This is a genomic window from Natrialbaceae archaeon AArc-T1-2 (assembly GCF_030273315.1).
In the GTDB taxonomy this organism is placed as follows: Archaea; Halobacteriota; Halobacteria; order Halobacteriales; family Natrialbaceae; genus Tc-Br11-E2g1.
In genome coordinates this window covers 1,119,811-1,139,024 of record NZ_CP127174.1, presented here as the reverse complement: position 1 = coordinate 1,139,024, position 19,214 = coordinate 1,119,811, and the positions used below count along the sequence as shown (strand labels likewise).

At 65.5% G+C, this 19,214-nt stretch carries 22 protein-coding genes; 10 read left to right on the top strand and 12 right to left on the bottom strand.

Annotated elements, in window-relative coordinates:
• Window positions 1-46 precede the first annotated feature (46 nt).
• From QQ977_RS05780 to QQ977_RS05770, 3 genes are all read right to left on the bottom strand, one after another.
• Window positions 47-1,021 carry a transcription initiation factor IIB gene (locus tag QQ977_RS05780; protein ID WP_285928136.1) on the bottom strand — a complete coding sequence of 325 codons (975 nt, stop codon included), beginning with the start codon at window positions 1,019-1,021 and terminating at the stop codon, window positions 47-49.
• A gap of 179 nt (window positions 1,022-1,200) precedes the next feature.
• The gene (locus QQ977_RS05775) at window positions 1,201-1,485 is read right to left on the bottom strand and encodes a DUF357 domain-containing protein (protein WP_285928135.1); all 285 of its coding nucleotides are present in this window, start codon (window positions 1,483-1,485) and stop codon (window positions 1,201-1,203) included.
• 68 nt (window positions 1,486-1,553) lie between these two features.
• A complete protein-coding gene (locus QQ977_RS05770) occupies window positions 1,554-2,705 on the bottom strand; it encodes a LolA family protein (RefSeq protein ID WP_285928134.1) in 1,152 nt (383 codons plus the stop codon).
• A 123-nt stretch (window positions 2,706-2,828) separates the two neighbouring features.
• Here QQ977_RS05770 and QQ977_RS05765 point away from each other — a divergent pair, with 123 nt between their 5' ends.
• The 4 genes from QQ977_RS05765 to QQ977_RS05750 all read left to right on the top strand — a co-directional run bounded on the left by QQ977_RS05765 (window position 2,829) and on the right by QQ977_RS05750 (window position 6,631).
• Window positions 2,829-3,164: a (2Fe-2S) ferredoxin domain-containing protein gene (locus tag QQ977_RS05765; protein WP_285928133.1), complete on the top strand. Its 336-nt coding sequence runs from the start codon at window positions 2,829-2,831 to the stop codon at window positions 3,162-3,164.
• Window positions 3,165-3,227: 63 nt separating this feature from the next.
• On the top strand, window positions 3,228-3,911 hold the full coding sequence (locus QQ977_RS05760; RefSeq protein WP_285928132.1) for a haloacid dehalogenase type II: 684 nt from the start codon (window positions 3,228-3,230) through the stop codon (window positions 3,909-3,911).
• A gap of 40 nt (window positions 3,912-3,951) precedes the next feature.
• Window positions 3,952-5,904: a molybdopterin biosynthesis protein gene (locus QQ977_RS05755; RefSeq protein ID WP_285928130.1), complete on the top strand. Its 1,953-nt coding sequence runs from the start codon at window positions 3,952-3,954 to the stop codon at window positions 5,902-5,904.
• A gap of 82 nt (window positions 5,905-5,986) precedes the next feature.
• The gene (locus tag QQ977_RS05750) at window positions 5,987-6,631 is read left to right on the top strand and encodes a helix-turn-helix domain-containing protein (protein ID WP_285928127.1); all 645 of its coding nucleotides are present in this window, start codon (window positions 5,987-5,989) and stop codon (window positions 6,629-6,631) included.
• A 16-nt stretch (window positions 6,632-6,647) separates the two neighbouring features.
• Here QQ977_RS05750 and QQ977_RS05745 read toward each other — a convergent pair whose 3' ends face one another.
• Entirely contained in the window at window positions 6,648-7,277 is a 630-nt protein-coding gene (locus tag QQ977_RS05745; RefSeq protein WP_285928125.1) for an HAD family hydrolase, read from the bottom strand.
• 112 nt (window positions 7,278-7,389) lie between these two features.
• Between QQ977_RS05745 and pdxT the strand changes: the two genes are divergently transcribed.
• The 3 genes from pdxT (at window position 7,390) to hisE (ending at window position 8,795) form a co-directional block, all read left to right on the top strand.
• Complete coding sequence (pdxT, locus tag QQ977_RS05740) at window positions 7,390-7,983, top strand: pyridoxal 5'-phosphate synthase glutaminase subunit PdxT (RefSeq protein ID WP_285928124.1); 594 nt, start codon at window positions 7,390-7,392, stop codon at window positions 7,981-7,983.
• A 62-nt stretch (window positions 7,984-8,045) separates the two neighbouring features.
• Window positions 8,046-8,510: a bifunctional nuclease family protein gene (locus QQ977_RS05735; RefSeq protein ID WP_285928122.1), complete on the top strand. Its 465-nt coding sequence runs from the start codon at window positions 8,046-8,048 to the stop codon at window positions 8,508-8,510.
• Entirely contained in the window at window positions 8,511-8,795 is a 285-nt protein-coding gene (hisE, locus tag QQ977_RS05730; RefSeq protein WP_285928121.1) for a phosphoribosyl-ATP diphosphatase, read from the top strand. It abuts the gene before it with no gap.
• A gap of 47 nt (window positions 8,796-8,842) precedes the next feature.
• On the opposite strand, the gene QQ977_RS05725 is transcribed toward hisE, so the two are convergent.
• Complete coding sequence (locus QQ977_RS05725) at window positions 8,843-9,214, bottom strand: DUF5518 domain-containing protein (RefSeq protein ID WP_285928120.1); 372 nt, start codon at window positions 9,212-9,214, stop codon at window positions 8,843-8,845.
• An 86-nt stretch (window positions 9,215-9,300) separates the two neighbouring features.
• Here QQ977_RS05725 and QQ977_RS05720 point away from each other — a divergent pair, with 86 nt between their 5' ends.
• Entirely contained in the window at window positions 9,301-10,332 is a 1,032-nt protein-coding gene (locus QQ977_RS05720; RefSeq protein WP_285928118.1) for an NOG1 family protein, read from the top strand.
• A gap of 107 nt (window positions 10,333-10,439) precedes the next feature.
• Here the strand turns inward: QQ977_RS05720 and tsaA are convergent, their stop codons facing one another.
• Window positions 10,440-10,868, bottom strand: a complete 429-nt coding sequence (gene tsaA, locus QQ977_RS05715) for a tRNA (N6-threonylcarbamoyladenosine(37)-N6)-methyltransferase TrmO (protein WP_285928117.1) — start codon at window positions 10,866-10,868, stop codon at window positions 10,440-10,442.
• A 229-nt stretch (window positions 10,869-11,097) separates the two neighbouring features.
• The gene (locus QQ977_RS05710; RefSeq protein ID WP_285928116.1) at window positions 11,098-11,652 is read right to left on the bottom strand and encodes a class I SAM-dependent methyltransferase; all 555 of its coding nucleotides are present in this window, start codon (window positions 11,650-11,652) and stop codon (window positions 11,098-11,100) included.
• Between the two features lie 91 nt (window positions 11,653-11,743).
• Here QQ977_RS05710 and QQ977_RS05705 point away from each other — a divergent pair, with 91 nt between their 5' ends.
• Window positions 11,744-12,247 (top strand): GNAT family N-acetyltransferase, encoded by a 504-nt coding sequence (locus QQ977_RS05705; RefSeq protein WP_285928115.1) that lies wholly within the window; start codon window positions 11,744-11,746, stop codon window positions 12,245-12,247.
• 111 nt (window positions 12,248-12,358) lie between these two features.
• Here QQ977_RS05705 and citE read toward each other — a convergent pair whose 3' ends face one another.
• From citE to glmS, 5 genes are read right to left on the bottom strand one after another with little or no spacing between them, the layout of a single operon-like run.
• On the bottom strand, window positions 12,359-13,399 hold the full coding sequence (citE, locus tag QQ977_RS05700) for an L-malyl-CoA/beta-methylmalyl-CoA lyase (RefSeq protein WP_285928113.1): 1,041 nt from the start codon (window positions 13,397-13,399) through the stop codon (window positions 12,359-12,361).
• Window positions 13,400-13,447: 48 nt separating this feature from the next.
• Window positions 13,448-14,506 (bottom strand): 2-methylfumaryl-CoA hydratase, encoded by a 1,059-nt coding sequence (gene mch, locus QQ977_RS05695; protein WP_285928112.1) that lies wholly within the window; start codon window positions 14,504-14,506, stop codon window positions 13,448-13,450.
• On the bottom strand, window positions 14,499-15,773 hold the full coding sequence (locus QQ977_RS05690; RefSeq protein WP_285928111.1) for a methylaspartate ammonia-lyase: 1,275 nt from the start codon (window positions 15,771-15,773) through the stop codon (window positions 14,499-14,501). The genes mch and QQ977_RS05690 overlap by 8 nt, the downstream gene beginning before the upstream one ends.
• Complete coding sequence (locus tag QQ977_RS05685) at window positions 15,763-17,217, bottom strand: methylaspartate mutase subunit E (RefSeq protein ID WP_285928109.1); 1,455 nt, start codon at window positions 17,215-17,217, stop codon at window positions 15,763-15,765. Before QQ977_RS05685 ends, QQ977_RS05690 begins: the two co-directional genes overlap by 11 nt.
• A 7-nt stretch (window positions 17,218-17,224) precedes the next feature.
• Window positions 17,225-17,680 carry a methylaspartate mutase subunit S gene (glmS, locus tag QQ977_RS05680; protein ID WP_285928108.1) on the bottom strand — a complete coding sequence of 152 codons (456 nt, stop codon included), beginning with the start codon at window positions 17,678-17,680 and terminating at the stop codon, window positions 17,225-17,227.
• Window positions 17,681-17,840: 160 nt separating this feature from the next.
• On the opposite strand from glmS, the gene mct reads away from it, so the two are divergent.
• Complete coding sequence (gene mct / locus QQ977_RS05675; RefSeq protein WP_285928106.1) at window positions 17,841-19,019, top strand: succinyl-CoA:mesaconate CoA-transferase; 1,179 nt, start codon at window positions 17,841-17,843, stop codon at window positions 19,017-19,019.
• Window positions 19,020-19,214: the final 195 nt, after the last annotated feature.

Genomic DNA, 19,214 nt, shown 5'->3' with positions numbered 1-19,214 from the left:
CAGGATGCAAAAACGTTACCGCCCCGACCGATTCGTCTCGTCCACCTCAGGCCGGTGTCGTCGTATCCGACGCCTCGAGCAACTCCTTGTACCGGTTGCGGATCGTCACCTCGGAGATGCTCGCGACCTCGCTGACCGCGTTTTGGGTCACCTTCTCGTTGGTCAACAACGCGGCGGCGTACACCGCGGCAGCGGCGAGCCCGACGGGCGATTTACCCGAGTGGACGCCCTCGTCGCGGGCGCTGTCGAGCAGGGTGCGAGCCATCCGTTCGGTCTCGTCTGAGAGCTCGAGTTCGCTGACGAACCGCGGGACGTAGTGTTCCGGGTCCGCGGGTTTGACCTCGAGGTTGAGCTCTCGAACGACGTAGCGGTAGGTGCGAGTGAGCTCCATGCGGTCGACGCGGCTGACCGCCGAAATCTCGTCGAGGCTGCGGGGCGTGCCGGCCTGGCGGGCGGCGGCGTACAGCGAGGCCGTCGCGACGCCTTCGATCGAGCGACCCGGAAGCAGGTCCTCCTCGAGCGCACGCCGGTAGATCACCGAGGCGGTCTCGCGGACGCTCTCGGGGAGGCCGAGTGCGCTTGCCATGCGGTCGATCTCGCCGAGTGCCTGTTTCAGGTTGCGCTCTTTCGAGTCACGCGTGCGAAAGCGCTCGTTCCAGGTCCGTAGTCGCTGCATCTTCTGTCGCTGGCGACTCGAGAGGGACTTGCCGTAGGCGTCTTTGTTCTGCCAGCCGATGTTCGTCGAGAGGCCCTGATCGTGCATCATCTTCGTCGTCGGCGCACCGACGCGACTCTTCTCGTCTTTCTCGGCGGCGTCGAACGCGCGCCACTCGGGGCCGCGGTCGATCTCGTCTTCCTCGACGACGAGACCGCAGTCTTCACAGACCGTCTCGGCGTGTTCCGTGTCCGAGACGAGCCGGCCGCCACACTCTGGACACTGCTCTCTCTCGTCCGCTCGGTCGACCGATTCCTCCTGTCGTTCCCGCTCGTCGGCGTAGGTTCGGGTAGCTGTATCTGTCATGGTGTATCACGCTGTTACTCGGGACTCCCGGGCGGGGAAACCAGAAAAACCCGGTCGTCAGCTAACGTATAGTTAGACCGAAACGGCTATAAATGTTTTCCCTACCTGATAAGGGTGTCGGGTTGAGTGGTAAGTACGTTTTGGTTAGTAACCAATTAATCGTTATGGTGCCGGCCGGTCTATACGGTAAAGAGGTGACCCTCCGTCGGGACGTCGAACAGACCGATCCGGGCACCCGCATCGAGCCAGGCGTGACCGTACGAAAACGCCGCCAGCGCGTTGACCGGATCGTCGGCCGACCGGAAGTGTCGTCCGTCCTCGAGATACGACGCTGCCATTTCCCGACACTCCGTCGCTGCTTCGGCCATCGGCGTTCCTGCCGGCGGTGCCACCGTCGCCTCCTCGAGTGCCTCGGCGAGCAACGTCTCGTACCGGTCGGTCTTCTCCTCGAGTTCCGCCGCCATAGCCGTGGCCACGGTGCGGAACTATAAAGTCGGTCGGATCACCGAACGGGTGCTGACGATATCCGACGTCACCGGGGATCGTACGGACAGCCGATCGACGACGCGATCTCGACGACCGGCTCCTCGCCGCGAGGACTCGAGACCTCGTAACTCAGCCCGTCGCACGTCCAGAAGACGCTCTCGATCCGTCCGTCCCGGAGATAGCCCGTCTGGCCGTCGAACTCGATCGCGTCCAGGACCTCCTCGTCGAACCGTTGTTCCTCTCGGACGACCACGAACAGCTCCCGGTGGGTTCGCTCCGGATCGACGTACCACAGCGTCGTGGTCGTATCCTCGTCCCGCTCGAGGACGGTGACCCGATCGAGTTCGTAGGCGTCGGAGACGTCGGGCTCCGGAAGGTCGTACGGGACGACGCTTCCTGCGGCCTCGGCGGAGTCGAAGACGCCCTCGGGCTCGATGCCTCGCCTGACGAGGTCGACGTCGGCGGGCGGATCGAACGTGAAGACGTCGTCGTCGACTCCCTCGTCGATCGCGACGTCCTCGTAGCTGAACGTGACGCTGTGATAGACGTCGTCGCCGTCGGTCACGACGGTGCACTCTTTGACCGGATAGCGACGCTCGTCGTCGATCCAGAGCCGGCGTCTCACCGTGAGCTCGTCTTCGTCCGCGTCGTCGACGTCCTGCAAGGGGATGACGTACTCCGTGTTCCCGACGGCGACGCTGATCGCGTACTCGAAGTCGTCGTCCGCCGGCGGCTCCACGTCGATGACGTGTGCCGTTCGGCCGTCGACCGTCTCGGTACCGTCGTACGTGAGGTCGTACTCCTCGAGCAGGGACTCGAGGACGAGTCGCGTCCGGTCGTCGATCACCCTGTTCGGGTGGTGTCGCTCGGTCACCTCCCCCGCTGCGGGATCGTACTCCCACGTGACCAAGCGGTTACGCACCGAGACGGTGCCTTCGGGGTGGAGGGGATCGCTCGACTCGAGGACCTCGCGGCGGTTGTCCGCCGGCGGGCGCTCTGTGACCCGCTCGACTCGTTCGACGGTCCCGTCGGCGGTCTCGGCCGTCGTGGTCCGTACTGCCTGGACGTCCGACAGGCCGGCCCGCGTCTCGATCGCCTCCGCGACGAGTTCCGAACTCGTCGGTGGTTCGTCTTCGCGGGACAGACAGCCGGCGAGTGCCGCCGTCACTCCCGTCGTGATGAGCCGTCGACGGTGCATGGTCGACTGACTCTCTCAGTTGCTGATAAACCGTGCGGTTGCCCGGATCGGAACGTTTACAACCCGAACTTCACAAATTAAAATTATATTGATGTCTGGCGAGCGTACACGCTCGGTGATCGCATGAACCGTCGGACCGACGAACAGAAGGGGCGGGGGTTGACCGATCACGTCTTCGTCTGTACCAACGACCGCGACTCCGAGTACGCCTGCTGTCGGGACGCACACGGCCCCGAGGTCGAGGCGGCGATCAAGGAGTGGCTGCGCGAGCGAAACGCCTTCTGGTCGACCGTCTCCGTCTCGAGTGCGTCCTGTCTGGGCCTCTGTAGCGAGGAGGGAACGGCGGTGACGATCCAGCCACGTGACGAGTGGTACGACGAGGTCACACCCGCGGACGTCCCCGACCTGCTCGAGGCCGAGTTCGGCCCCGACGCCGAGGAGCTTCCGGGCGAGCAGTGATCGCCGACGCCTGGCCCGTCTCCACCCCACACCGGTTACGGTCCTCGAGCGAGACGGTACCACATGGCATTCGATCCCGACCGCGTCTCCACGATCACCGTCGACTCCTACAGTACGCTCGTCGACGTCGACTCCGTCGAGCGGGCGCTGGCCGCCCGCGTCGGCGACCCCGAACCGATCTCCCGGCGCTGGCGTGCCCGCTCGCTGCAGTACACGATGGTGGCGAACCACCTCGAGACCTACGAGACGTTCTACGAGCTGAATCGTGCGGCCCTCGAGTACGCCCTCGAGGCGAGCGACGTCTCACTGTCGGCCGCGGAACGTGAGGAAATCCTCGAGACCTACCACGAACTCGCGGTCTTCGAGGACGTCCGTGACGGCCTCGCCCGCCTCGCCGAGGGCGGCTACGGCGTCTTCGTGCTCTCGAACGGCAACCCGGCGATGCTCGCGTCGATGGTCGACCACGCCGGCATCGAGGACCTCCTCGCGGGCGTGATAAGCGCCGACGAGATCGAGACGTACAAGCCGTCCCGCGAGCTGTATCGCCACGCCGCCGCCCGGACGGGGACGCCGATCGCGGAGATCGCCCACGCGAGTGCGCTCCCGTTGGACGTTCAGGGAGCGACGAACGCGGGAATGCAGGGCGTATGGATCGACCGACAGGGTTCGCCCTGGGAACTGTTCGGTCCCGAGCCCGACCTGACCGTCGAGACGTTTCACGAGCTGGCCGACGAACTCGGCGCGTGAGTCGGCAGACGTTTTTGCCCCCTCGCTCCAAAGGCCACGCATGGACCGCAAGGAGTTTCGCGATCTCGCGACCCCGGCGGAGGCACAGGAGACGATCGCGTCGCTTTCGCTCGAGGGTGGTATCGACCGCGTCCCGCTCGCGGAGGCACGGGGACGGGTGCTGGTGAGCCGGATCGACGCTGACCTCGACGTCCCGGGCTTTGACCGGGCGAGTCTGGACGGCTACGCGCTTCGCGCTCGGGACACGTTCGGTGCTGACGAGGCCGAACCGGCCCGCCTCGAGCTCGTCGGCGAGGTACACGCCGGCGAGGAACCCGACATCGACGTCGGCGAGGGCGAGGCCGTCGAGATCTCGACCGGTGCGGTGATGCCGCCGGGAGCGGACGCGATGGTTCCCGTCGAACGCACCGACCGCGCCGAGCCGGACTCGACGGACGGAGCGAGTAGCGCGGAACGACGTTCCACGGACGGTCACGCGGCGGAGCCGCGAGACGACGGCACTGACGTCCTCGTCCGGACGTCGGTCGCACCCGGGGACAACGTGATGTTCGCCGGCGCTGACGTCGCAGCGGGCGAGCGCGCGCTCGGGCCCGGTACCCGTATCACCCCTCGCGACATCGGGTTGTTGTCGGCGCTCGGAATCGAGGAGGTTCCCGTCCGGGCACGCCCCAGGGTCGGTATCGTCTCGACCGGCGACGAACTGGTCCGACCCGGCGAGGATCTCGACGCCGACAGCGGCGAAATCTACGACGTCAACAGCTACACGATCGCCGCGGGCATCGAGGACGCCGGCGGCGAAGCCGTCCTCTATCCCCACGCCGGTGACGACACAGCGGAGTTAGAACGGGTCCTCCGGGAGGCTGCCGACGAGTGCGATCTCGTGCTCTCGTCGGGCTCGACGAGTGCAAGCGCCGTCGACGTCGTCTACCGCGTCATCGAAGCCCAGGGCGAGTTGCTCCTCCACGGCGTGAGCATCAAACCCGGCAAGCCGATGCTCGTCGGTCGGCTCGCAGACTCGGCGTACGTCGGCCTCCCCGGCTACCCGGTGTCGGCGATGATGATCTTCCGAACGTTCGTCGCGCCGGCGATCCGTGAGGCTGCGGGCGTCCCCGAACCCGACACGGCGACCGTCTCGGGATCGATGGCCGTCGCGGAACGGTACACCGAGGGGCGACATCGGCTCATGCCCGTCGGTCTGCTCACCGACGGCGACGGCGAGACGCTCGTCTACCCCGTCGACAAGGGAAGCGGCGCGACGACCAGCCTCGCAGAAGCCGACGGGCTCGTCGAGATCGACCCCGACACCGACTACCTCGAGGCCGGCACCGACGTCACCGTGTCGCTGTTCTCGCCGGAGGTGAGGCCGCCGACCCTGTTCGGCGTCGGCGAGGACGATCCCGCGTTCGGTCGTCTGCTCGATCGCCTCGAGAATCCGCGACACCTCTCCGTCGGCACCCGACCCGCGGCCCGTCGGCTCCGCGATGGCGTCCCCGACGTGGCCGTCCTCGCCGGTCCCACGGATCGCGACCTCGACGCCGAAGCACTCGGTGCGTGGACTCGCGAGTGGGGACTGATCGTCCGACCCGGCAACCCCGACGACGTCGAGGGGCTCGCCGACCTCGTCGATCGGGACCTCCGGTTCGTCAACCGAACGAGCGACTCCGGGCTGCGAACGAGTCTCGAGGCCACCCTCGAGGCGTTCGCGACGGATCGCGGACGAGACCGTCGCGAGGTCGTCGAGGCCATCGACGGCTTCGATCTGGGACTGCGCGCACACGAAAGTCCCGCTCGGCGGGTGATCGCCGGCGAGGCCGACGTCGCCCTCGGCCTCCGGGAGACCGCAGATCGCCTCGACCTCGGATTCGTCCGACTCGGCGACCAGGACGTCCGCGCACTCGCGAACCCCGACCGCCTCGAGAAACCCGGCGTCCGGGAACTTCGGGAGGCACTCGAGTCGAACCCGGCGTTGCTCGCGGACGACGCCTACCGGTAGACGACGCCCCGATCGATCACACGAACTGACAGTCTCCGTCCTCGAAGTAGCAGTTTTACCGCCGAACGGTGTATGACCCCTGATGTCGACGATCGCCGAATTTCGTCTGTCGACCACGGAGATGGCACTCGCTGACACGCTCGAGTACGTTCCGGATGCGACGGTTCGTCTCGAGACCGCCGTGTCACGGACCCTGTCCGGCCTGTGGGTGCTCGACGCCGAGCGCGAGGCGATCGAGTCGGCGTTCGAGGCCGATCCCACCGTCGAGTCGGCGACGCTGCTCGTTCGGACCGACGAAGGGCTGCTCTACGACGTCGAGTTCGCCGAGGACGCTCGACGGCTCTGTGACGAACTGCTCGCCGAGGGTGGCTCCCTGCTCGAGGCTCGCGGAGCCGACGGCTCCTGGCAGGTCAGGATGCGGTTTCGCGACCGCGAGAAGCTCTGTCGAACCCACGACCGACTGCTCGAATCCGGGGTCAATATCGACGTCAGACGCGTGACCGACCTCGACGAGACGACGGCGACACACACCCGACTGACGCCGGAGCAACAGGAGGCGCTCTCGGCTGCGTTCGAGCTCGGCTACTTCGAGATCCCGCGTCGAATCTCGATGGAAGAGCTAGCCGACGAGCTCGACATCTCCCACCAGGCGCTGTCCGAGCGGTTGCGACGGGCCTACGAGACGCTCGTCGACGCGGAGTTACAGCCGACGAACGGTTCTTCGTGACCGACGTGTCCAGTGGCTACTCCAGTTCGTCGAACGACTCGACGCGGTAGTCCCCGAGCACGCACTGGCCGCGTCGGCCGTGACCGACTCGTTCGACGTGGATCGCGTCGAGGCCGGCGTTCCAGGCGGCGCCGACGTCGTTTGCCCCGTCACCGGCGAGGACGCCCCGGTGGCCGTTGTAGCCGACGCCCAGCTTCGACATCGTCTGCTCGACGGGGTCGGGATCGGGCTTCCAGCCCGTCTCGTCGGTACAACAGACCACGACGTCGAACCAGTCGCGGATGTCGACGTGCTCGAGCACCGGCTCGGTCAGGTAGCGCTGGCAGTGTGTGACGAGTCCGACCGGATCCTCGAGGTCGGCGACGAACGCGGCGTCGTCGTGGAGGTAGGTCTGCTCGGCTCGCACGAGCGGGTCTTCCTCGGCGTGAAACGCCTCCCAGAACGTGGTCGGATCGACGCCCCACTCGCGCAGCTGATGGTCCCGTGATCCGGTCAGGCCGTTCCAGATGATGTCCGCCTCCCGGTCGGTGAACTCCCGACCGAGGCGGTCGCCGACCCGGTCGAACACCTCGCGGGTGTAGGACCACTCGACGTCGACGAGCGTCCCGTCGAGATCGAGCAGCCAGAAGTCGTACTCGGAGACCATACTGAGACATTCGGTAGGACGTTCCAACGCAAGTGTTTGTCGGCTGCGTTCGTCTGCCGCGAATCCGTCGCGACGCGACCCACTTTTGAGACGCCGGTCCGTAGCGGTCCGCATGACGCTCGTTGCCGGTGTCGTCGCCGTCCAGGGTAACGTCGCCGAACACGTCACTGCGATCGAGCGTGCGGCCGCCTCCGTCGGCGAGGACGTCGACGTTCGGGAGGTTCGTGAGGCCGGCGTCGTCCCCGACTGTGACCTGCTTGCCCTGCCCGGTGGCGAGTCGACGACCATCTCCCGGCTCCTCCGTGAGACGGGGATTGCCTCCGAGATCTGCGCCCACGTCGACGACGGGGAGCCGCTGTTTGCGACCTGTGCAGGGTTGATCGTCGCCTCGCGTGACGCCCGCGACGACCGCGTCGACGAACTCGAACTCGTCGACGTCGCGGTCGAACGAAACGCCTTCGGCCGCCAGCGAGACAGCTTCGAGGCTCCGCTCGAGGTCGACGGACTTGCGCAGCCGTTTCCCGCAGTGTTCATTCGTGCACCGGCGATCGATGACGTCGGCGACGCCGAGGTGCTCGCGACGTGGGACGGCCGCCCCGTCGCTGCCCGGGATGGGCCGGTTCTGACGACTGCGTTCCATCCCGAACTGACCGGCGATCCGCGGTTGCACCGACTCGCGTTTTTCGACGGCGACGAAACGCGATGAGTCGCCGACGAAAGACCGACCGGCCGCACAGGTTTTTGCCACTCGCACCCATGCGTGGAGGTATGAACGCATCCATCGACGCGGTGCGGGTCGCCGGAACGCCGCAGGGACCGGTCCCCGTGCTCGTACTCACGGTCGAGGACGAAGACGACGTCGTGCCGATCTTCATCGGCTTCGAAGAAGCGACGAGCATCGCCCGCGGCCTCGAGGCCGAGGACATCGGCCGACCGCTGACCCACGACCTCCTGCTCGACGTGATGGAGGAACTGGGTGGGCGGATCGACCGCGTCGTCGTCAGCGAGATCGAACGACGAGACGGCCAGGGCGGGACCTACATCGCCGACCTCCACGTCGAGACACCACGCGGGTCGGCCGTGATCGACGCCCGCCCCAGCGACTCGATGGCGCTTGCTGCCCGGACGAACGCGCCGATCGAGGTCACGGAGTCGGTCTTCGAGAACGGCCGTGACGACAGTGACAAGTTCGCCGATCTCGAGGACATCCGTGAGGTCGCTGGTGAACTATAGATGGACGAGACGCTCACAGAGCTGTTTGCCGTGATCGAGGATCGCAAGGAAACGCTGCCCGAGGACTCGTATACGACGTCGTTGTTCACACACGAGAAAGGCGAGAACGCCGTCCTCGAGAAACTCGGCGAGGAGACGACCGAACTGATACTGGCGGCCAAAGACGACGACCGCGAGGAGCTGTCCCACGAGGCCGCCGACATCGTCTATCACCTGCTGGTGTTGCTCTCGATGAAGGGGATGGACCTCGAGGATCTCGAGGCGGAGCTCGAGACGCGTCGGTAGCATACTGTTGGTGATGGACCTGTGAACTGGCGTGTGCCAGAACCAGCTTAGGCGTTGAGCAGGCCGCCGATCGCGCCGGCCAGCCCGCTCTCGAGGGCCATGATGAACGCGACGAGGACGGCGAATCCGAAGATTCCAACGCCGGCAAGCCCGGAGAGCAGGCCGCCGACGGGGCCGAGCGCGAGACCGGCGACCCCGACGGCGACTGCGATGATGAGCCCGCCGACGATCCCGCCGAGCGCGCCGGCGAGTAGTCCGTGCCAGAAGCCGCTCAGGAGGCCGCCACCGGCGAGGTAGCCGGCGACGAAGCCGCCGAGGAGGCCCGCGGTGAGCTGTCCGAGCCCCGGCAAGGCGATGCCGACGATTCCGATCACGACCGCCACGACGAACCCGATCATTACTGCTCGCCAGTTCGTCATATCGTATCGAACCGTCGGTTCGGGCGGGCAAAAGCCCTCGCCGGGCAACGAACGCCCTTTTATGAGCGGCTGCCGTACTACCGGGTATGATTTTCGAAGATCTTCCGACGACGCCCACGTCGGAAGAGCTGATCGACAAGGCGTTCTCCCGGGCTGCGCGGGCCGGCAGGGCCAAGGGCGGACTCGAGGCCCAGCAGTCGATGCTCCAGACGGCGGCGAACATCATCTCGGACAACTTAGAGAACGTCGTCACCGCCTGGCCCGACTTCGAGTACGAGGTCGACCCATTCTACTACGAGCTGGCGGACGCGATCGTCGACGTCGACGCGCTCCGACAGAGCCTCTCGGAGGTGAGCTGGGCGAGTCGCAAGGCCCGCGAGATCCACGAGGAGTACCAGCCACGACTCAGAAAGACCGACGTCGAGACGGCCCGGAAACACCGCAAGCAGGCCTTTGCCCGGCTTGCGGACGTCGTCGAGCAGGTCGACGACCACCTGCGACAGATCAACGAGGCGCGCAACGACCTGCGTGACCTGCCCGACATCGACCCCGACGAGCCGACGGTCGTCGTCGCCGGCTACCCGAACGTCGGAAAATCTTCGTTCGTCAACGACGTCACGCGCGCCCGCGGCGAGACGGCGTCGTATCCGTTCACCACGAAAGGCGTCGGGGTCGGTCACTTCGAGGGGGCGGACTTGTCCGCCGATTCAGAGCGGACCGAACGGTCCGCGATGAGCGATCATCTTCGCTACCAGATCGTCGACACACCCGGCCTACTCGACCGCCCGCCGGAAGAGCGAAACGAGATCGAGTCCCAGGCCGTAAGCGCGCTAGAGCATCTGGCCGATTGCGTGCTCGTGTTGCTCGATCCAAGCGGCGAGTGTGGCTACCCGATCGACTCCCAACTCGAGTTGCGCGATGCGATCGCGGCCCAGTTCGAGGCCATTCCGGTCATCACGGTCGCGAACAAGGTAGACCGAGTCGACCGCCTGCCACGCGAGGTCGAGACGGCGGCCGACCACGAGATGAGCGTCGAAACCGGCGAGAACGTCGACGAGGTGCTCGAGGCGGCCATCGAGGCGATCGACTACGAGCCCGAGCTTCCCTTCGAGGGCTGATACCGAAGCGGAGGTGAACTGGCTCCGAACTCAGCTCCAGCGCACCCGCGAACTTCTGGGTTTTTGACACAGCTTTCCTGATCTGCCGGCTGGCGTCGATAGTACGACTATCGGTCCTCGAGCCAGCCGACCTCGAGGTCGCCCTCGACTGACCTGACGTGTGGTTTCAGATCGAGTACGGGCGTGCCGTCGACGAGGTCGAGCCCACGGACCTGCAGTGTCGTGTCGTCGACCGCACACACCTCGACGACGGTCTGGGCGATCGGGGTCGGCCGGTGTGGACTCCGGGTCGCGAACACGCCGACCTCGAGGTCGTCGACGTGTGGCGGTCGGGCGGTGAGCCGACTCTCGTCGATCTCGTCTAAGTGTGCGAGGACGACGACGTGAGAGAACTCCTCGAGCCCCTCGAGACCACGCTCGTACGCCTCCTCGAGGACGATTTCACCCGCCGTCTCGGCGACCTCGTCGTGGGCGACGTCGGCAGGAGTGTCGTGTGGCGAGCGGACGTGGCCGATCGGCGTGTAGCTGATCTCCATCGTGTGTCCCCGGCTCGCGATCTGTAGTTCATAAACAAGTCCATACCATCAAAGGTTGCTGGTGGTTCGACAGTAGTTCAAACCGCTATTATAGCGTATGCACGCGCTATAGGCTCAATTTACAGATCCCCAACGTCCCTGTTCCTCTGGGCAGTGTTGTTCGATTCCTACATTACAGACAGCTGTCCGTGTCGATGAGTCGGTTGCGTGATACGACTGCTGTCCTGGGTTACCGGCGTGCAACGATCGCGAACGTCTCGGGCCTGTTCCGGGCGCGTTCGATCTCGAATCCCGCCGTCTCGAGCTGGTCGGTCGCCGCCGCGAGGCCGAACCGTTCCTCGAGCGACGGACCGTCCGTTCCGGGGCCGTCGGCCGACCAGTCGACCGTCACCAGCCGTCCCCCAGGACGTAGGACGCGCGCGAGCTCGGCGAACGTCCCGTCACTCGCGTACTCGTGATGGGTCATCACGGAGTAGGCCCCGTCGAGGGCGTCGTCGTCGAACGGCAGCGAAGCCACGTCGCTGGTCACGAACTCGACGGCGTCAGGGACGCCTTTCTCCCGGTAGCAGTCGTGCATCTCTTCCTGGACGTCGACGGCGTAGAGACAGTCGACGAACGGGGCCACGTCGTCGGCGTAGAAACCGGTGCCCGAGCCGAGATCCGCGACGGTCGCGTCCGGGCCGGGGTCGAGCATCGCGAGGAGTTCCTCGCGCGAGCAGTACCGATACCGGGACGGATCCTCGAGGTCGTCGGCCCGGTCGATCGGGAACGTGTGAAATCCCATGTGGGCGATTCGGATCGCCGGCAAAAGAGCCTGCGGGTTTCGGCCGGCGGCCGGGGAAAGAACGATTGTCCATCACGTTGCCAGTCGTGGTATGGAGTACCGTGAGGCGACGCGTGGTGACCTCGAGGCGATCGGACGAATCGCCAGGGCGTCCTGGGAAGCCGACTATCCGGAGATTCTAAGCCGGGAGACGGCCGCCGACGAGGCCGTCGAGGAGTGGTACGGCCGGGAGACGATCGAACGCGAACTCGAGGCTCCGGGCTCGGTCGTACTCGTCGCCGAAGACGACGACGAGGTCGTCGGGTTTGCCCACGCCGTCGTCACCGGCGGCGAGGCGACGATCCTCCGGCTGTACGTCCATCCCGAGCGACGACGCGAGGGGATCGGACGGGAGGTACTCGGCCGAACGATCCGTGAGGCCGACAACCGTGCGGCCGACCGGATCACGGCGATGGTGCTCTCGGAAAACGACCTCGGCAACGCCTTCTACCGGAGCGCGGGCTTCGAGCCCGTCGAGACCGGCGAGACGACGATCGGCGGCGAGAGCTACGAGGAGACGACGTACGAACTCGGAAGCTGGGACGTCGAGGCGTAACGAAGGGGGGTCCGCGTCAGTGTCGGCGGCTTATACTATCGGACGGAACTGTGTGAAGATTATCGCCACCCCGGAGCGGCGATAATCGTTCACGACGTACGTCCGGTAGTATTAGTTGTACGAGAGCTCGAGATCGAGCGCGCGCTCGAGCAGCTCCTCGTCGTAGCGCTCGTCGGTCTGTTCGGGCCGGGTCTCGTGGATCGTCCGGACCTGCTCGACCGTGTTCCGGAAGTTCTTGAACGTCGCCTCGTCGACCATCTGGCCGTCGAGCGTGACCGCGCCGGTGCCCTCGCGTTTGGCCTCGTTGAACCGCTCGATCTTGCTGACGTCACGCTCGAGTTCCTCGGGCGTGGGCATGTGGATCGTGTTCGCCTGGATCGTCTGTTTGGGGTACAGCGACCAGGAGCCGTCCAGTCCGAGTTCGGCTTCGCGTTCGACCTGGTCGGCGTAGTCTTCGGCGTTGTAGTAGGTCAGGCCGGCGCGTTCTTTGAACAGGTCGTCGAACGGACCGCCGATCGAGAGCAGGTCGCCGGCGCTCGCTTCGTTCGACAGCTCCTCGAGCAGTCCGTCCCAGCGTGGCCGGCCGTCACCGAGGTCGCGACCGCCGAGTTCGGCGGTATAGTCAACAGGGCCGAAGACGAGCGCGGTGAGCCGGGAATCGGCTCCGAACGCGGCGATCTTCCGGAGGTCGGATTTCGCGCGGGCAGTCTCGATGATGACCGAGAGTCCGATCGAGCCGTCGGCGTAGCCGTGTTCCGCTTCGGCTTCGGCGACGGCGTCGGCGGCGCGTTCGACGTCCGACAGGCGACCGACCTTGGGGACGACGACGCCGTCGATCTCGTCGCCGATCTCGGCGACCAGTCGGTCGATCTGCTCGCGGCCACGGTCGCGGAACGAGGCGTCCTCGTAGCTCCACTCGACGCGGGGCCAGATCGAGCCGGGGAAGTCGTACTCGGGGATGAGCTCGATCGTGTTCTCGAGCCCTTCGTCTTTCATATCCGGTGCGGTGCCGTCTTCCATGTCGGGCACGAGCCAGTCGGGCGCCTGAAAGCCCTCGGCCTCGAGACCGGATCGCAGGTACTTCGCGGAGTCGTCTTTCGGAACGGCGGCCGGTGCGGTCTGGAACGTGCGACAGAGTCTAACGTTTCCCATGTGTTTCGTAGATTCGAAAGGTTATGGTTAATCGTTTCGATTGTAAATTCAGTTCTCTCGCTTACGAATCTTCGCCGTCCGGGTTCCCGAGTAGACGGGTTCGTCGTCCTGGTTGAACGCGATGTGTTCGAACCGGACGGTGCCGGCGACGTCGCCGTCGTCCTCGGCGGAGAGGACGCGAGTAAAGGCGTAGACGGTGTCGCCGTGGGTGACGAAGGTGTGGAACGATTCGTCGTCGAAGCCGACCTCGCGGTAGGTCCGTTCGTCCGAACGGGCGTGTCCAAGCGCCGTCGAGCGGGTCACGTCGCCGTAGGTGACGATATCGCCCGAGGGCGAGTCTTCCATCACGTCGACGTTGTGGTGCTGTTTTGCCGTGTTAAGCGTCGCCAGTGGCAGGTAGGCGACGGTGACGGCGTCCTGGCTCCGGCCGCGCTCGTGGCGGTAGGCCACCGCGGCGTCTCGGCCCTCCGCTTGCTCGAGGGCGTCGACGAAGTCCTCGAAGTAGCCGCCCTCGGGAGTGAGGAACTCCCCGGGGAGGTCGGGTTCGTCGTCTTCCGCCTCGGCGCTTTCCGCAGTCCCCCCGTCGGTCTCGAGGGGCTGACGCCGCGGGATCATGTTCGTTCGCTCGTAGGAACAGAGCACCTCGTCCGTCTCGGCGTCTTTCCCGCGGGTACGCCAGGAGACGATGCCGTAGTTCGGCCGGGAACTCGAGGACTTCTTCGTCACGACCTCGCTCTCGACGGTGAGTTCGGTACCGGTGTAGACCGGCGTCCCGGGGAACCGGACGTCGGTTCGCCCGAGGAAGTAGCCGCCTTTCTCACTCAGGTCCTCGACGGTGATGCCAAGCGTCGCGGCGGTGAGGTAGTCGGGGTGGACCGGGGGTTCGTCGAAGTCCCGCGCCTCGGCGGCGTCCTGACGCCAGTAGGCCGGGTCGTGATTGAGCGTCTGGCTCATCCACGCCTCGTTGCCGTGGCTGGTGAGTGTGAGGCCGGGATCGTGTTCGATCACCTGCCCCTCTTCGAAGTCCTCGAAGCAGTTGCCTTTCTCTTTCGTCTCGACCTGTTCTAACGCCTGTGTAAACGTGTCGGGGTCTGTCCAGTCAGTCATCTGCAGTCACCTCCTCTTCGATTTCGAGTCGCCCGCGCTGTCGGCGGGAGACCGTGCGACGCATCTCGTTTTCGACAATCATGTAGCCCTCGTCGAAGCCCATGCCGGGCTTTGCGAGCACCTGTGCGGCGTCTGTCGCGAGTGCGACGTGAGCACAGGCGCGCGCGGACGTTTCTGTTTCGTTGCAGGTACCACCGAGATAGGCGCGGGTGTCGGTCCCCTCACAGTACTGGACTGCGCGGGCACTGCGCTGGATGCCACCGAGGTCCGGCGTCTTCACCTGGACCACGTCGGCGGCACCCGCGTCGACGAACGCCGTCACGTCCTCGAAGGTGTTACACCACTCGTCGGCGACGATGTCGACGCCGACGCCGGCTTCCGCGAGACCGTCACGAAGCTCACACATCGCTTCGATCTGTGCTTCGCGGTCGCCGACGTCCATCGGCCCCTCGATCTGGATCGGGAGATCTCCCGCTGCTTCCTCGAGAGCGGCGAAGTACGCGACCACCTCGGGGCGGTCGTAGGGAGCCCCGAAGATCTCGCCGATCATCCCGTAGACGTCGATGTGGATGCGAGGCTCGTAGCCCTCGGGGCCGAGTTCCTGTGATCGGGAGACGAGCCACTCGACGTACTCGAGCAACGTCTCTCCCTCGGAGCCGATCTTTTCTTCGCTGTTGATCAGCCCGTGGGGAAGGACAGGGACGCCCTTGACGAACATCTTCTCGGCGTTGACGTAGCGGTCGTCACCGGACTGGCCGAACACCGGGATCGGCTCGCTCGAGGGGTCGGTGCCGAGTTCGTCGGCCAAGACGTCCGTCCGGGTCGTCCCCGTGGCCTCGGCGGCCGCGGCGAGTAAGGCCTGGGAGACACCGTAGCGGATCGCCGTGTGCAGGCGGTCGCCATCGACCTCCATCTCCTCGAGCAACTCCGCGTTCTCGAGGAACGCCTCGGCGTCACGACCGACGAGTTCGTCGGCGACCGGCTCCTCGACGACGGGGGCGTACTCCTCGGCCTGAAAGAGGGGGTCGCGCCCGCCAGCTCCCGAATACTGGACCGCGGCACAGTCGCCACGGACCACGGAGCCGTCCTCGAGTTCGATGTCGACGATCAGGGCCTCACCCGCCTGCCGAATCGAGTCGAAGCCGTCGGTGACGGGCTCACCCACGTAGGAAAAGCCGTCCTTTGCTGCGCCCCGCTTGATCGCGCGCTGGTCGTCGAAGTAAAAGCCCGAGAAGCCGGGCGTGGCGTAGACGTTCTCAATCCGCATTGCTAACACCTCCGGTACCGCTGTGTGGACGGCCGATCAGCTTCCCGTCGCTGATCGCGTCGACGTCGTCGGCGACCATCCGGAACGATTCGTCCCGTCCCTCGGTTTCGGCTCGCTGGGAGAGCCGGGCGCGGTGGATCTCTTTTATGTCCTCGTCCATCTCGAGGTCGGCCCACTCGAAGATCCGGACTCGACCGTCGTCGTCCCGGGCCGGGAGCACCGCACCCTTGGCGCTGTCACTCGGCGCGAAGGGCACGTCGAGCGCACCGGATTCGAAGGCCTTGATCGTCCCCTGTGCAACGTCGCCGTCGCCGTGTGCCAAGATCGTATCCATTAGACAGCGGGTCTCGCGTTCGATCAGCTCCTGTTCCTCGTCGATGCCGTCGATGTCGATGTCCTGCTCGATCGCCATGTCGATGACCTGGCGCGTGGTGCGCAGCCCGGAGGCGTTTGCCTCCTTGGTCGGCACACCCTGGAACTCCTGGGGCGACTTGGTGATGACTTTGTCCGGCTGGGCAATCGCTGCCGTCATCCCGCCGAGGCTGATGACGCCGTTGGCCCGGGCCTCGTCCGGCGGGAACCCGCCCATCCACTCGTGGAAGACGGTCGTGACCTCGACCTCGTCGGGCAGGTACTCGGTTGCGAGTTTCCGTAAGGCACGCAGGGCGGCGACGTCCTGGACGACGTTACCGACCTGGCCGTAGCCCGGCGTCACCGAGCGGACGCCCTGGGTGACCGCGAGCTGGCACTCGACGATCCCGATCGCGATGGCGATCGAGGGTGGCACCAGCGTGCCGGTCAGGGGACCGAACGGCTCGCGGTTGATCCGGACGCCGCGTTCGGTGTACGCGCCGGCCAGCCGGTCGACGAACTGCCAGTGTTTCATCGTCTCCTCGAGTCCGTGTTCTTTCGTGTAGGGAATGTTGTACGAGATCGGTCCACCCTCGAAACTCTGGAAGCCGCCTGCAAACGTGACCGCCGCGAGCAGGCGAGCGTCCGGCGTTCCGTGACGGACCTCGATCGGGGCGTCGATCGCCTCGATCAGGTTCCGACAGCCCTCGACGCCGTGGTTAACGGCCGGGAAGCCGTTTAGGGTGTCTTCGCCCGTCTCCTGGGCCTTCTCCAAGCCCGTCTGGGCTTTCTCGTACTCGTTGTCGCGGGTGTACGAATCGATCGTCGTCGGAAGCAGATCCGCTCGCCCCTCCGTGTGGAGGTACTCGAGCAGCTCGATCTGGTCGTCGAGTCGGGGCACCCCCGCCCGCGGCTGGAGGAGGGGTTTGTCGGCCGACTCGAGGACGTCCGCGAACTGCTTTTCGGCCGGCAGCGACTCGTGGTACTCGATGGCCTCCTCGAAGTCGACTGCCGAACCGCTAGGCCAGTTGGATCGAATTTCCTCGTCGATACGCCGTAGCTCGTCGGAAGGAATGCGCTCGTCTCGTATCATCTAGGTCCTATGAGGTGACCGTGGCACGGTCCGTCTCTGTCGTCGTGGTCTCTAGATCTCGTTCCAGGGCGGCGATCGCCTCTTCGGGGTCGGTCTCGGAGTCGAAGACCCGGTCGAATCCGAACGTTTCGAACGTCTCGCGGGTCTGCTCGAAGTCGTCCTGACCGACCGCGAGGTTACCACCGATGTACGTGATCGCGTCCACGCCGGCGTCCTCGAGGACGTCGTGGAAGCCCCGACAGTCCTGCTCGGCGTGACCGTACAGCGAGGAGACCAGTACAGCCTCCGCGTCGTGTTCTACCGCTGCCTCGGCGAACTCCGCCTGGGAGGTCTGGACGCCGAGGTTGACGACGTCGAAGCCAGCTGCACTGAACGCCTGCTCGAGGATCGTGATGCCGACGACGTGTGCGTCGGATCCGATCACACCGAGGACGACCGTTCGGGCCATTGTATGAGAGAACATGAGGAATGGGGTATTAAACCTAATGGTCTTTCATGATAATACACCTTATATTGCCTTCCAGCATCAGATCGGGACGTGTTTCCACGCAGCGTTTGTGACGTGTGAGCATCATCATGATCTATAGTAAAGGTTTTTGCGCCCGTCGGTACATTGGCCACGCATGGGAGCGCTCTCGAACTTACGCGTCCTGGATCTGACGCAGGTGCTCGCCGGACCGTACTGTACGATGTTGCTCGCGGACATGGGCGCAGACGTCGTAAAGATCGAGCGTCCGGGCGGAGACCTCATCCGGTCGAACCCGCCGTTCGTCGACGATCCGGACGAAGAGGCCTACGGCGGTTACTTCCAGAGTGTCAACCGCGGCAAACGGAGCATCGAACTCGACCTCGGCGACGAGGAGGACCGCGAGGACTTCCTCTCGCTCGTCGAGGAGGCCGACGTCGTCGTCGAGAACTACCGTGCGGGCACGATGGAGAAGTTCGATCTCGGCTACGAGACCCTCTCCGAGCACAACCCCGAAATCATCTACTCATCGATCCGCGGCTTCGGCGACCCCCGGACCGGCGAGACCAACCGGCAGGGCCAGCCCTCCTTCGATCTCATCGCCCAGGCGCTCGGTGGCGTCATGGAGATCACGGGCCAGGCCGAGGGCCCGCCGACGAAAGTCGGTCCCGGCATCGGCGACCTCTTCACGGCGACGCTGAACTGTATCGGCATCCTCGCGGCGGTCAACCACCGCGAACAGACCGGCGAGGGCCAACACGTCGACACCGCGATGTACGACTCGATGATCAGCATGGCCGAACGGGCGATCTACCAGCAGTCCTACACCGGCAACCCTCCGACTCGGCGGGGTAACTCCCACCCGACGCTTTTCCCCTACAACGCCTTCGAGGCCGCAGACGGCTACGTCGTCATCGCCGCCTTCGGCACGAACCACTGGCAGGAACTCTGTGACGCGATGGGGCGGGAGGACTTAGCGGAGGACTACCCCGACCCTGCAAGCCGGCTGAAAAATCGTGACTTCCTGCGAGAAGAAGTCGCCGAGTGGACCCGCGAACGCTCGAGCGAAGAGATCTGTGACACCCTCGAGGGACGCATTCCGGTCGCCCCCGTCCAGAACACGGAGGACATCTTCGAGGACCCCCACATCCACGCGCGGGACATGCTCGTTCCGGTCGAACAGCCCGGCGCGGACACCGAGGTCGAGATCGCCGGCAGCGCGATCAAGATGTCCGAGACGAACCCCGAGCCCCGAGGTCGTGCGCCGCTGCTCGGCGAACACCAGGAGGAGATCCTCGGCGAGGAGATCGACGCCGAGACGGCGGCTGACGACTGATACGGATTGCTGTAACCGTTTACCGGTGAAACCACAACCCGCCTGGGATTTCGGTCGGATCCGACGCCCGGTCTCGCCTTCCGCGTGCTCCACTACGAGTACGAAGACCGGATCGGTCGAACGTTGCTTTTTCGCCTGGGTAGTCCTGACCGTCTTCGCGAGGCAACGACCGAAACCGACTGGACTCTCGCCGAG